The sequence below is a fragment of the Streptomyces tateyamensis genome (genome assembly GCF_003205575.1).
Taxonomy (GTDB): domain Bacteria; phylum Actinomycetota; class Actinomycetes; order Streptomycetales; family Streptomycetaceae; genus Kitasatospora; species Kitasatospora tateyamensis.
In genome coordinates this window covers 24378-36147 of the sequence record NZ_PYBW01000045.1, presented here as the reverse complement: position 1 = coordinate 36147, position 11770 = coordinate 24378, and the positions used below count along the sequence as shown (strand labels likewise).

The following is an 11770-nucleotide window of genomic DNA, read 5'->3' as shown; positions in this document are numbered from 1 at the left end:
CCGTGGGAACGACGAAGGGACGCCGGTCAAGGCGTCCCAGTGATCGCGTCCCGCGGGGTGTTAGCGTCGGTGCGCGGCAAAACCGGCCGGTCGATGAGGCCCGGTCGATTCGGTTCCGTGGATCAGGTGAGCACGGGCTCCCTGGATCCGAGTTCGATGCTGTCGAGCAGCGAGTGCTCGGCGGCCACAGCGATGAGCACGTCGTTCTCGGCCTGCATCCGAACGAGTTCGGCCTCCAGGTCCTGGACGCGCTGCTGAAGCCGCCGCATCTCGGACAGCATTCGCGGGTCGGGACCGCCGACGTACCCGAGAAGCGCCTTTGCCATGATTGATGGTCCTCCACGCTGAGTGACCGAACCAGAACGGTATGGTCGAGGGGAAGGGATGACGCACGCGCTGCACGACAAGGGGCAGTGCTGGTTGGGCACAACAGGTCAGACACTGTGGTGTGCGGCCACAGGGCATGACCCTGCCCGAAAATCGCCGTCGCGTACGCGGGCTTCCAGCGTCTCACCAAAGACCGTACGGGTCAACACGATCACCGCGCGCTACGACGCCGCTGTCACCTGCATGGCGGTCGACTCACGCCATGGGCAGCGACGATCACCACCGGCATCCGGTGGATCACTGCTCGATGCGGAGTCAACCACGAGATCAGGAACGGCGCAACCGTTCAACGGCCGGGGGTCACCCGGCCGGCGCAACGCGGCGGGTCAGCGGATCTCGAAGGTCGGGTAGCCGGCCCCGGCGGTACCCCAGATCTCGGTCACCCCGGTGACCCGGCCCGGTGTGTCGGGGCCGCGCAGCAGGCCGAGCAGCCGGTCGCAGTCGGCCCGGCTGCCCTCGGCGACCACCTGCACCCGGCCGTCGCCCAGGTTGCTCGCGTAGCCGGTCAGGCCGATCTCCAGCGCGCGGGCCCTGGTCCACCAGCGGAAGCCGACCTGCTGGACCTTGCCGCGCACCCAGGCGGTCACTCGGACGTTCTCGTGCACCGTTCGATTATCTCCCGGGTCACCCGCCCGGCGGGACCGGCCGTCCTGCGGCCGGCCCCGCCGGGCGGTTCGCGGACTACCAGTCCCCGCCACCGCCCCAGTCGCCGCCACCGCCACCGAAGTCGCCGCCACCGCCGAAGTCCCCGCCGCCACCGCCCCAGTCGCCGCCACCGAAGTCGCCGCTGTTGAAGTCGCCGCCGGAGTCGTCTCCGCCCTCGTACCGGTCCTGGCCGCCGCCGTCGTAGCCGTGCTCGTACCCGCCGCCGTAGCCGTAGGCCGGACCGCCGGAGAAGGCCTCGCCGAGCACGGTGCCGATCAGCAGCCCGGGCAGCAGCCCCGAGCCGTAGCCGCCGAAGTAGCCGCCGGCCCACGGGCCGTAGGCCGGGCCGGCGTTCCAGTAGGGCTGCGGGCCGTACTCGGTCTGCACGGTGCGGATCGCCGGGTCCAGGCCGGTGGCCAGCCGCTGCGCGTCCGCCGCGCAGACCGGCACCGAGCGCGCCGCGCCGCCGGCCGGCGCCCAGTCGGCGTCCTGCACCGAGGGGCCGTGCCGCGGGTCGAAGAAGCACGGCGGCCGGCGCTCGGGCAGCGGGCGGCCCTCGCGCCGCGCGGCCAGGGTGGCCAGCGAGAACCGGCCGTCCTCCAGCGCGGTAGTCACCGCCTTGACGTCCTCGGGCTTCTTGGCCGCGTCCATCGTCTTCTTGGCGGTCTCGTAGGCGTCCAGCGCACGGGTGTAGTCGGCCCGCTGGGCCTCGTCCGCACCGGGGGCGCCGGGGCTGAAGTCCAGCCGGTCCAGTTCCTCGCCGAAGGCGGTGATGTCCTCGTCCACCACGGTGCGCAGCTTGTTCAGCTGCTCGGCCTGCTGCGCGGCCTTGCGCCGGCGCGAGCGGCGCACCAGGAGGAAGATGCCGACACCGACCAGGGCCAGCAGCACCAGCGGCACGATGATCACGGCCGCGCTGACCGAGGAGGAGGCCCAGGGGGCCTTCCCCTTGACCTTCGGCGCCGCGTTGGTGACGAAATCGGTCAGTGTGCCGTTGACATCACCGTGGTGCGAATCGAAGGCGGCCTGGCCGTAGTTCCGCACGGTCTGCGCGGCCATCGCGGAGGCGTCGGCGCGGACCGAGAACTCCGGGCCGCGGTAGAAGGCGTAGACGCCGGTGATGCCGGCCTTGGTCCGCAGGTCGGCCATCCAGGTGTTGGCCGGGTACTGGCCGGCGGCCGGCACCACGGCGACCAGGATCGGCTTGCCGGTGTCCTTGATCTTCTTGGTCAGCGCGTCGGCCTGGGCCTGGGAGAACTGGCCGGTCATGGCCGGGTCCACGTAGACCTTGCCCTGCTTGAGGGAGGCGGCGGCGTCGTCGAGTCCGCCGGCCGCGACGGCGGAGCCGGGGACGAGCAGGAGGAGCAGCCCGAGCAGCGTCGCCAGGGCGACGGCGGGGCCGCGCGCCCAGGAACGGCGAAGAACGATTCTCATGAAACAGAAGCTACCTCTCGACGCATCTTCACCTTCGGGGGGCATCCACCCCAGCCGGCCGGGCAGACCGGCCCGCGAGCCGTCAACTCGGCACCGGGGCACGGTGCTTAGGATGTCAACCAAGCTCTCTTCAAAGTCGGATCAAATGTTGTTCTCTTACGCAAGCGTTACAGTCCCGGCCGCGGGAACCGTCCTTCCCCCGTAGTCGTCCCCATGCTTGCTAGATTTCGCAACTGTCATAGCCGGCCCCGGCCGGCTCGACCGCCGGGTCGACCGGCTGACCGGACGAGGTAGGGACATGGCAGGCCAGCGGATGATCCCGAAGGAGGCTGCGGATCAGCGCCGCCCGCGCACCGGCGCGCACGGGCCGGTACCGGCACCCCGCCGCGAGCCGGACCCGGCGGGCCAGGGCCGCCCGGGTCGGGGCGGCAGCCGGACCGCCGGCCGCGCGGCCGACCGGTCCCGCAGCAGGCGCCCGACCGCTGCGGTGGTGGTGACCGCCGCGCTCGGGCTGCCCCTGCTCGGCGCGCTCGGCGGCGAGCTGCTCGGCTCCTCCCCCGGCCCCGGGTTCACCGTGCTGACGGTGCTCGGCTTCGCGCTGGCCGCGCAGCTGGCCCGCCGGGCCGGGTGGTGGTGGGTGCTCAGCTCGGTGGCCCCGGTGGTGCTGGCCTGGTACGCGGGCGCCGAGTACCTGGCGCACCGCGAGAAGTACGCCGGCGGCAGGGAGGTGGCGGCCGACCTCGCCCGGTGGGCCGCCGGCTGCTTCCCCACCATGGCCTGGGCGCTGGGCGCAGCCCTGCTGGTGATCGCGGTGCGCCTGGTCCGCGAGCGCCGCGCGGAGGTCCACCGTGGCTGACCGCTCCGCCGCTCGGCGCCGTCCGGCCCCCGCGCGCGCCGCCGGCCGGCGCCGCCTGGTCGTGGTCGGCCGCACGGTGGCCTGCGCCACCTCGGTGGCCGTGCTGGCCACCTGCGGCGCCACCTGGTACGCGGTGCACGACCTGCGCAGCGGGCTGACCACCTCCAGTGCGCTGGACGACATCAAGAAGAACGCCCCGCCGCGCCTGGACAACTCGGTCAACCTGCTGCTGATCGGCCTGGACAGCCGCAAGGACATGAACGGAAACGACCTGCCCGGCGAGTTCGTCCAGGACGAGTTGCACGCCGGCTCCAGCAGCGAGGTCGGCGGGTACAACACCAACACCCTGATGCTGATGCACATCCCCGCCAACGGCGGCCAGGTCACCGCGCTCTCCGTCCCGCGCGACGACTACGTCCAGACGGTCGCCGCCGACGGGAAGCTGCACAAGATCAAGGAGGCCTACGGCATCGCCAAGTCGATGTTCGAGGCCAGGGCCCCCAAGGGGCTGTCCAAGGCGGAACTGGAGCGGCAGGGCCGGGAGGCCGGCCGCCGGGCCACCCTGGCCACGGTGCAGAACTTCCTCGGCGTGCGGATCGACCACTTCGCCGAGGTCAACCTGGTCGGCTTCTACGACATCGCCAAGGCGGTCGAGCCGGTCACCGTCTGCCTCAACCACGACACCAAGGACCCGGCGATCGAGGGCCAGGGCTCCGGTGCCGACTTCCACCAGGGCCTGAACACCCTCAACGCCTCGCAGGCGCTCTCCTTCGTCCGGCAGCGGCACAACCTGGCCGGTGGCGACTTCGACCGCACCCACCGTCAGCAGGCCTTCATCTCCTCGGTGGTGAAGAACCTCAGGGACAAGGGCGTGATCGGCGACTTCGGGAAGATGCAGCAGCTCTTCGGCGTGGTCAAGAAGGACGTGGTGCTGGACGACCGGTGGGACGTCCTGGACTTCGCCCAGCAGGCCCCGAACCTGTCCGGCGGCCACGTCACGGCCAACACGCTGCCGATCGCCGGCTTCGCCACCATCAACGGCCAGGACGTCAACAAGGTCGACCCGGTGCAGATCAAGCGCATCGTCCAGCAGCTGATCGGCCACGACCCGGCGCCGCCGACCGACGGCGACGCGGTGGAGAACAGCTCCTCCGCACCCGCCCCGCCCAGCGCACCCGCCGCGCCGTCCTCCGCCGCCGCCAAGTCCTCGGCCACGGTGGACGTGACCAACACCTCCGGCGTCCCGGGCGCCGCCGCGGGCGAGCTCAAGGCGCTGGTCGCCCTGGGCTTCGCCGAGGGCCGCATCGGGCAGGGCCCGCACCAGGCCAGGACCACGGTGACTTACGGCGTCGGTGCGAAGGAGGCCGCCGACCAGGTCGCCGCCCGCTACGGGGTCGCCGCCACCGCGAGCCCGCAGGTCAGGGCGGGCCACGTCCAGGTCACCCTGGGCGCCGGCTACGCCCCGCCCGCCGCGAGCCCGAGCGCCCAGAGCGCCCCGGGCAGCTCGGCTCCGGCCGCCCCCGCCGACCCGGCCGCGGGCCTGCCGATGCAGGGCCCGGCCGTGAAGATGGGCGGCATCCCCTGCGTCGACTGACCTCGCGGTGCGGACCGGATGAGCCGCGGCACCCCACGTCAGGGCATAGTGGGAGCCACCCACCCCGCTCAGGAGTCCCTTAGTGATCATCGGCCTGGTGACCGCCGTCGCCGCCTCCACCTGTTACGGCGTCGGCTCGGTGCTGCAGGCCGTCGGCTCACACCGCTCGGCCCGGCTGGAGGCCGAGCGGGCCGAGCCCGACCAGCTGACCGAGCACGGCGGCCCGAGCCTGAGCTCGACCGCCAAGGCCGTGGTCACCTGGGAGTTCCTGCTCGGCACCGTGCTGGACTTCGTCGGCTTCCTGCTCGGCGCGCTCGCCGCCCGGCTGCTGCCGCTCTTCCTCTCCCAGACCGTGGTCAGCGCCAACCTGGTGATCACCGCGGTGTGCAGCATCAAAATGCTCGGGATCCGGCTCAAGCGCTCGGAGTGGGCGGCGATCGGCGTGGTCTGCGGCGCGCTGGTACTGCTCGCGGTGGCCGCGGGCCCGGAGGGGACCGGGACCACCCCGCTGGCCACCCACTGGTGGCTGTTGCTGGTCTCGGTGCTGCTGATCGCCGGCGGGTCGCTGCTCGTGCGCCGGCTCGGCCGCAGCGGGGCGATCGTGGCCGGCCTGCTCTCCGGCCTGGGCTTCGGTGCGCTCGGCATCGGGGTGCGGATCCTGAACGGGGTCGACCCCTTCGACCTGGGCCGCCTGCTCAGCGATCCGGCGCTGTACGCGATCCTGGTCGGCGGCGTGGGCGGGATGTACCTGCACACCGTGGCCCTGCAGATCGGCTCGGTGAACGGGGCCACCGCCGCACTGGTGGTCGGCGAGACGGTGGTGCCGGGCGTGGTCGGGGTGGTCTGGCTGGGGGATGCCACCCGGGCCGGGCTGAGCTGGCTCGGCGTGCTCGGCTTCGTGCTGGCGGTGGCCGGCGCGGTGGCGGTGGCGCACTACGGCGAGGGTGAGGGCGCCCTGCAGTTGGAGGCCGGCTCACCGGAGCCGGCCGCGCACTGACGCCTGGTCAGGCGCCCGCGGCTGGAACGGGCCGGGAGTCAGGCCTCGGACGGCTGCGGCTCACAGGGCGGTGCCGCGCGGCGGTCGCTGGCAACGCGGGCAGAAGTAGCTGGACCGGTTCATCCAGGCGGCCCGCCGGATCGGGGTGCCGCACCGGTAGCAGGGCTGGTCCTCGCGCCCGTAGGCGTCCAGCGAGCGGGAGAAGTAGCCGCTCTCGCCATTCACGTTGACGTAGAGGCTGTCGAAGCTGGTGCCGCCGACCGCGAGCGCGGCGTTCATCACGTCCCGGGCGTGCCCCAGCAGGGCGGCGGCCAGCGGCCGGGACAGCGTGGCGGTCGGCCGGTCGTAGTGCAGCTTGGCGCGCCACAGCGCCTCGTCGGCATAGATGTTGCCGACCCCGCTGATCAGCGACTGGTCGAGCAGCGCGCGCTTGACCGTGGTCCGCTTGGCCCGCAGCGCGGTGAGGAAGGCCTCGTCGTCGAACAACGGGTCCAGCGGGTCCCGGGCGATGTGCGCCAGCGAGAGCGGCAGCCCGTCCGGGTCGCCCGGCGCGAAGGACAGCGGTTCGACCACCAGGTGCCCGAAGGTGCGCTGGTCCACGAAGCGCAGCTCGCGCCCGCCGTCGGTGAACCGCAGCCGCACCCGCAGGTGGGTCTCGTCCGGACCGGCCGGGTCCTGGACCAGCAGCTGACCGCTCATGCCGAGGTGGCCGAGCAGCGCCAGCCCGTCCCCGGCCGGCAGCCACAGGTACTTGCCGCGGCGCACGGCCACCCCGAGGGTGCGGCCGGTCAGCTGGTCGGCGAAGTCGGCACCGCCACCCACCTGCCGGCGCACCGCGCGCGGGTGCAGCACCTGCGCCTCGGCGACCGTGCGGCCGCTCACCCAGGAGGCCAGGCCGCGCCGGACCACCTCGACCTCGGGAAGTTCTGGCACGGCTCGCCCCCTCAGGCGGCGGGCGCGGCGGAGTTGTCCCCGTGCTTGGCCTTGATCGCGCGCCAGGCGCTCTCGGCAGCCTTCTGCTCGGCTTCCTTCTTGGAGCGGCCGGTGCCGCTGCCGAAGGTCTCGCCGGCCACCTTGGCCGCTGCGTTGAAGGTCTTCTCGTGGTCCGGTCCGGACTCCTCGACCACGTACTCCGGCACGCCGATCCCCACCGAGGCGGTGAGCTCCTGGAGGCTGGTCTTCCAGTCCAGGCCGGCACCCAGCTGCGAGGACTCCGCGATCAGCGGGTCGAACAGCCGGTGCACGAACTCCGTCGCCGCATCCAGGCCCTGGTCCAGGTAGATGGCGCCGATCACGGCCTCGACGGTGTCCGCGAGGATGGAGGACTTGTCCCGACCGCCGGTGCCCTCCTCGCCCTTGCCGAGCCGGATGAAGGTACCCAGCTCCAGGCCCCGGCCCACCTCGGCGAGCGCGCGGGAGTTGACCACCGCGGCGCGCAGCTTGGCGAGCGTGCCCTCGGGCACGTCCGGGTGGATCCGGTAGAGCGTGTCGGTGACCACCAGGCCCAGCACCGAGTCGCCGAGGAACTCCAGGCGCTCGTTGGTGGGCAGTCCGCCGTTCTCGTAGGCGAACGAGCGGTGAGTCAACGCACGTACCAGAAGGGCGCGCTCGAGCGTGTACCCGAGGCGCCCTTCCAGGACGTCGTATGCGGTCGAAGCCGGCCCGCCGCCCGGTTCACCCCCACTTCTGCGGGGACCCGACTTGCGGGAGGAGTGAACGTCCGACATCGATCCGTCACCCCGCCGATCAGACCGACAGGACCTGGCGACGGTTGTACGTGCCGCAGCTCGGGCACGCGATGTGCGCCAGCTTCGGCTCGTGGCAGCGGTCGCACGCGACGAGCGCCGGCGCGACAGCCTTCCAGTTGCTACGGCGGTGGCGCGTGTTGCTGCGCGACATCTTCCGCTTCGGAACAGCCACGGCTACTTCTCCTGGTTCTCGGCGAGACCCTCACGGGTGTCGCTGTTCTCGTCACCCTCGTCGCCGTGGCCGGCGGAGAGTCCCTGCAAAGCCGCCCACCGGGGGTCGGCGGCGTCATGGTGGTGGTCCGGGTCCTCGTTGAGCAGTGCCCCGCACTCGGAGCACAGGCCCAGACAGTCTTCCCGGCACACCGGCTGCAGCGGCAGTGCGAGCACCACCGCGTCACGCAGCACCGGTTCGAGGTCGAAGAAATCGCCCTCCAACCGGTAAGTCTCTTCCTCGTCCTCGTCGGACTGTTCGTCCTGGGACGACACCCGGCCGCGCTCGTCGGTCTCGGGGTAGTAGTACAGCTCCTGGAACTCCACGTCGAGGTCGTCCTCGACCGGCTCCAGGCAGCGCACGCACTCCCCGGCCACGTGGGCCTCGGCGGTGCCCGTGACGAGGACGCCCTCGACCACCGACTCCAGCCGCAGCTCCACCACGACCTCGCTGCCGACCGGGACGCCGATCACGTCCTCGATGCCGAACGCCGCCGGTGCCTGGAGGGTCCGCTCCACCTTGCGCATCGAGCCCGGGCGACGGCCGAGCTCGTGCGTGTCGAACACGAGTGGGTCGCGGTGGTCGAGGCGGTTCACGGTTCCTGACTTCCTGGTGGCGGGCGCATCGCTGCGCTGCGCGTTGGTCTGGCGGGTGGTCCGGCGCTCGGAGCGCTGGTGCGCGGGCAGCCGAACAGTCGGCATCCCAAAGGCCGGAGGTGTCAGACTACCCGAGAGCACGCCCAGGCCCAACTTCGGCCCCGGCCGCCACCAGGCGCTGGCTGCGACGGGCATCCTGTGCCTGTCGCGGAGCGGCCCCCGGCCTTCGGCCGGTAAGCCGAGAGTTCATGCCGGGGGCCGCGACGGGGGAAAAGGCTGCCTGACGTCGGCCTATCGGCCGCCGAGCTCCCGCAGCCGGGTCATGTCGATCATGCTGGTGTCGAAGAAGCTGGTCTCGTCCAGGGCCGGCTGCGGAGCGTGCTGCTGGGGGGCGGCGTGCTGCTGGTAGCCGTAGTCCTGCTGCTGGTACTCGGCCTGCTGGGGCACCGGCTGGTAGCCGTGCTGCTGCTCCTGCGGGTAGCTGTAGCCGGCCGCGTACGGGTCGGCCTGCTGCGGCTGCGGGTAGCCCTCGTAGCCGGGGTGGACGGCGTACTGCCCGGTGCCCTGGTCGTAGCCGCCGCCGTAGGCGTCCTGGTAGGCCACCGGCTGCTGCTGGTACTCCTGGCTCTGCTGGTAGCCCTGGACGTAGGCGGCCTCACCGGGCGCGGCCTGCCAGCCGGCCTGCACGGGAGTCTGCTCCGGCCAGGCCTGCTCCTCCTCGCGGTACCAGGGCCGCTCCTCCTCGTCGGAGAAGCCCGCGGCCACCGCCTCGGCCCGGTCCCTGAGCTGCTGGGCCTCGTCGGCGGCGGCCAGGTAGGCGGCCAGCTCGTCGACCGGCTTCTTGCCGAGCAGCTTGTCCCGGCCCCGGCCGACCGCCTCCAGGGTGCCGGAGAGCACCGCCTGCAGGGTGGCCAGCTTGGCGTCGACGTACTCGTCGACCTCGGGGCTGGGACTGGCGTGCGGCTGGAACTCCTCGCCGTCCTCGGCCTCGTAGTTGCCCTCGCCGCGCAGCTTGTCGCGGCCGCGGCCGACCGCGCCCAGCGTCTTGGTGAGCACCACCTCGAAGTTGGCCAGCTTGCTGTCGACGTAGTCGTCGGCCTCCTCGCGCTTGGCCTGCACCTCGCTGCGGGCCTCGGCGAGGATCCGGTCCGCCTCCGCCTTGGCGCGGTGGGCCACTTCGGTGTCGGAGATCAGCGAGCCGCGCTCGGCGTGCGCACCCTGGATGATCCGCTCGGCCTCGTCCCGGGCGCCGGCCACCATCTGCTCGTGGTCGGCCACCACGGACTGGGCCTGGGCGAGCTCGGCCGGCAGCGCCTCACGCAGGTCACGCAGCAGGGCGACCAGCTCGGCGCGGTTGACCACACAGGAGGCCGACATCGGCATCGCTCGGGCGTTCTCGACCACGGCGATGATCTCGTCGACTCTGTTCTGCACGTCCACGGGGCTTCTGTCTTTCCGTGAGTACCGCAAGACGGGGATACAGACTGTACGTCAGAATCCCGACCCTGCCGTCCGCTACCCGGCGGCTCGCTCGGCGAGCCGCTCCATCAGCCGCGGGTGCACCGCCGGCGGGATCAGGTGCGAGACGTCACCGCCGTACGAGGCCACCTCCTTGACCAGCGTCGAGGAGAGGAAGCTGTAGGTCGGCGAGGTCGGCACGAAGAGCGTCTCCACCCCGGTCAGGCCGCGGTTCATCTGGGCCATCTGCAGCTCGTAGTCGAAGTCGCTGACCGCCCGCAGGCCCTTGACGATGGCCGGGATGCCGCGCTCGCGGCAGAAGTCCACCAGCAGGCCCTGGTGCGACTCCACCTGCAGGTTGCCGTACCCGGCGCAGACCTCCTCGATCAGCGCGATCCGCTCCTCGACGGAGAACAGTCCCGCCTTGTTCTTGTTGATCAGCACGGCGACGTGCACCACGTCGTAGAGCTGCGAGGCCCGCTCGATGATGTCGAGGTGCCCGTTGGTGATCGGGTCGAACGAACCCGGGCAGACGGCGCGGCGCATGAGGGTGGGTGTCCCTTTCGGTGTGGGGCCCGGCGGGCAGTGCCGACCGATGAGGGTCAGACGGCCTGTCCGTACCAGAGGGTGCCCTCGCCGTAACGGCGGGAGCGGAGTGCTTCGAAGCCCCCGGGCCAAGCGAATTCGCCGCCCCGGGTGCTGCGTTCCACGGTGACGAGTGCGTCGTCGGTGATCCAGCCTCCGGCCCGGAGTGTGATCAGCATCTCGCGCAGTTCGGCATCCGGCAGCACGTACGGCGGGTCCAGGAAGACCAGGTCGTACGGGGACTGCGGGGGCGCCCCGGCCACCACCCGCTCGGCCCGCTCGGCCCGCACCTCGGCGCCGGGCAGCGCGACCGTCCGCACGTTGGCCAGCACCACCCGGGCCGCCGCCTGGTCCGCCTCCACCAGCAGCACGTGCGCCGCGCCACGGGACAGCGCCTCCAGGCCGACCGCGCCGGAGCCGGCGAACAGGTCCAGCAGCCGGGCCCCGGCGAGCGTGCCGCGCAGCGACTCCAGGGTGGAGAACATCGCCTCGCGGGCCTTGTCGGAGGTGGGACGGGTGCCCCGGCCGGGCGGTACGGCCAGTCGGCGGCCGCCGGCCGCCCCGGCGATCACGCGGGTCATGGTGGGTGGGCCGCCTCTCTCCTGCTCTTCTGCGCTGCCGCTCGTCGCTGCCCGACCACGCTATACGGCAGCGCCCCCTGCCGGTCGGACCGGAGGGGGCGGTGCGGGGTGGGCGGGGCGCCGGGGACTACTCCTGGGCCACCGAGCCGAGCAGGGTGGGCGAGGCGTAGCGGGACCAGGACAGGCAGCCGTCGGGCGGGCAGAATTCGGGGCGGCGCGGGTCGTGGCCGAGTTCGCGCAGCTTGGTCCGGACGGAGTCCGGCGTGCGGCCGAACCGGGCGGCTATCCGGGCGATGGTCTCGCCCTCGTGGAACCGGCGGGTCAGCTCCTCCTCGTGCTGCGGCACCCAGGGGGCGCCGTGGCCGGGGTAGAGCTCACGGAGCACGTCGCGGTCGGGGATCGGCTCGGAGACGTCGGCGACGATGGCCAGCGCGCGCAGCGCCCGGTTCAGCGCGATCCGCAGGTTGGCCACGTCCTCCACCGGCAGGCGCAGCTTGCCGGCGGCGAGCGGGCTGGCCGCGTGGCCCTCGCGCCAGCCGGTCAGGGTGAGGGTGACTTCGCGGTCGTCCTCGCTGGCCAGTTCGACCCGGAAGACCTTGTCGCCCAGCGGGAGCTCGTTGAGGTGACGGAATGCCATGACAGGACCCCCAATTCTCGTGCCAGGAGCGCTCCTTGAGG

14 protein-coding genes are annotated in these 11770 nt (G+C 72.3%); 3 read left to right on the top strand and 11 right to left on the bottom strand.

Going from position 1 to position 11770, the window contains the following annotated elements:
• Nucleotides 1-122: 122 nt before the first annotated feature.
• The 3 genes from C7C46_RS14810 to C7C46_RS14800 form a co-directional block, all read right to left on the bottom strand.
• Complete coding sequence (locus tag C7C46_RS14810) at nucleotides 123-326, bottom strand: hypothetical protein (RefSeq protein WP_110669727.1); 204 nt, start codon at nucleotides 324-326, stop codon at nucleotides 123-125.
• A 387-nt stretch (nucleotides 327-713) separates the two neighbouring features.
• Complete coding sequence (locus tag C7C46_RS14805; protein WP_110669725.1) at nucleotides 714-992, bottom strand: acylphosphatase; 279 nt, start codon at nucleotides 990-992, stop codon at nucleotides 714-716.
• A 76-nt stretch (nucleotides 993-1068) separates the two neighbouring features.
• A complete protein-coding gene (locus tag C7C46_RS14800; protein ID WP_110669723.1) occupies nucleotides 1069-2466 on the bottom strand; it encodes a transmembrane domain-containing protein in 1398 nt (465 codons plus the stop codon).
• A gap of 298 nt (nucleotides 2467-2764) precedes the next feature.
• On the opposite strand from C7C46_RS14800, the gene C7C46_RS14795 reads away from it, so the two are divergent.
• From C7C46_RS14795 to C7C46_RS14785, 3 genes are all read left to right on the top strand, one after another.
• Entirely contained in the window at nucleotides 2765-3322 is a 558-nt protein-coding gene (locus tag C7C46_RS14795) for a DUF6542 domain-containing protein (protein WP_110669719.1), read from the top strand.
• Nucleotides 3315-4916, top strand: a complete 1602-nt coding sequence (locus tag C7C46_RS14790) for an LCP family protein (protein WP_245984422.1) — start codon at nucleotides 3315-3317, stop codon at nucleotides 4914-4916. Before C7C46_RS14795 ends, C7C46_RS14790 begins: the two co-directional genes overlap by 8 nt.
• A gap of 82 nt (nucleotides 4917-4998) precedes the next feature.
• The gene (locus C7C46_RS14785) at nucleotides 4999-5913 is read left to right on the top strand and encodes a hypothetical protein (protein ID WP_110669717.1); all 915 of its coding nucleotides are present in this window, start codon (nucleotides 4999-5001) and stop codon (nucleotides 5911-5913) included.
• Between the two features lie 60 nt (nucleotides 5914-5973).
• Here the strand turns inward: C7C46_RS14785 and mutM are convergent, their stop codons facing one another.
• From mutM to C7C46_RS14745, 8 genes are all read right to left on the bottom strand, one after another.
• A complete protein-coding gene (gene mutM, locus C7C46_RS14780; protein ID WP_110669714.1) occupies nucleotides 5974-6846 on the bottom strand; it encodes a bifunctional DNA-formamidopyrimidine glycosylase/DNA-(apurinic or apyrimidinic site) lyase in 873 nt (290 codons plus the stop codon).
• Nucleotides 6847-6857: 11 nt separating this feature from the next.
• On the bottom strand, nucleotides 6858-7640 hold the full coding sequence (rnc, locus tag C7C46_RS14775; protein WP_110669712.1) for a ribonuclease III: 783 nt from the start codon (nucleotides 7638-7640) through the stop codon (nucleotides 6858-6860).
• Between the two features lie 19 nt (nucleotides 7641-7659).
• Nucleotides 7660-7833, bottom strand: coding sequence for a 50S ribosomal protein L32 (gene rpmF / locus C7C46_RS14770; RefSeq protein ID WP_030275709.1), 174 nt, complete (start codon nucleotides 7831-7833; stop codon nucleotides 7660-7662).
• A gap of 2 nt (nucleotides 7834-7835) precedes the next feature.
• Nucleotides 7836-8573: a YceD family protein gene (locus C7C46_RS14765; RefSeq protein WP_110669710.1), complete on the bottom strand. Its 738-nt coding sequence runs from the start codon at nucleotides 8571-8573 to the stop codon at nucleotides 7836-7838.
• A 186-nt stretch (nucleotides 8574-8759) separates the two neighbouring features.
• Nucleotides 8760-9908 (bottom strand): cell division initiation protein, encoded by a 1149-nt coding sequence (locus C7C46_RS14760; RefSeq protein WP_110669708.1) that lies wholly within the window; start codon nucleotides 9906-9908, stop codon nucleotides 8760-8762.
• A gap of 75 nt (nucleotides 9909-9983) precedes the next feature.
• Entirely contained in the window at nucleotides 9984-10472 is a 489-nt protein-coding gene (coaD, locus tag C7C46_RS14755; protein WP_110669706.1) for a pantetheine-phosphate adenylyltransferase, read from the bottom strand.
• 56 nt (nucleotides 10473-10528) lie between these two features.
• Nucleotides 10529-11092 (bottom strand): 16S rRNA (guanine(966)-N(2))-methyltransferase RsmD, encoded by a 564-nt coding sequence (gene rsmD / locus C7C46_RS14750; RefSeq protein WP_110669704.1) that lies wholly within the window; start codon nucleotides 11090-11092, stop codon nucleotides 10529-10531.
• A 127-nt stretch (nucleotides 11093-11219) separates the two neighbouring features.
• Nucleotides 11220-11729: a hypothetical protein gene (locus tag C7C46_RS14745; protein WP_110669701.1), complete on the bottom strand. Its 510-nt coding sequence runs from the start codon at nucleotides 11727-11729 to the stop codon at nucleotides 11220-11222.
• Between the last annotated feature and the right edge of the window lie 41 nt (nucleotides 11730-11770).

What these genes read in the sequence shown, in the direction of transcription:
- C7C46_RS14810 (WP_110669727.1), bottom strand. Translation starts at nt 326, where the DNA reads ATGGCAAAGGCGCTTCTCGGGTACGTCGGCGGTCCCGACCCGCGAATG.
- C7C46_RS14800 (WP_110669723.1), bottom strand. Translation starts at nt 2,466, where the DNA reads ATGAGAATCGTTCTTCGCCGTTCCTGGGCGCGCGGCCCCGCCGTCGCC.
- C7C46_RS14795 (WP_110669719.1), top strand. Translation starts at nt 2,765, where the DNA reads ATGGCAGGCCAGCGGATGATCCCGAAGGAGGCTGCGGATCAGCGCCGC.
- rnc (WP_110669712.1), bottom strand. Translation starts at nt 7,640, where the DNA reads ATGTCGGACGTTCACTCCTCCCGCAAGTCGGGTCCCCGCAGAAGTGGG.
- C7C46_RS14765 (WP_110669710.1), bottom strand. Translation starts at nt 8,573, where the DNA reads ATGCCGACTGTTCGGCTGCCCGCGCACCAGCGCTCCGAGCGCCGGACC.
- coaD (WP_110669706.1), bottom strand. Translation starts at nt 10,472, where the DNA reads ATGCGCCGCGCCGTCTGCCCGGGTTCGTTCGACCCGATCACCAACGGG.
- rsmD (WP_110669704.1), bottom strand. Translation starts at nt 11,092, where the DNA reads ATGACCCGCGTGATCGCCGGGGCGGCCGGCGGCCGCCGACTGGCCGTA.
- C7C46_RS14745 (WP_110669701.1), bottom strand. Translation starts at nt 11,729, where the DNA reads ATGGCATTCCGTCACCTCAACGAGCTCCCGCTGGGCGACAAGGTCTTC.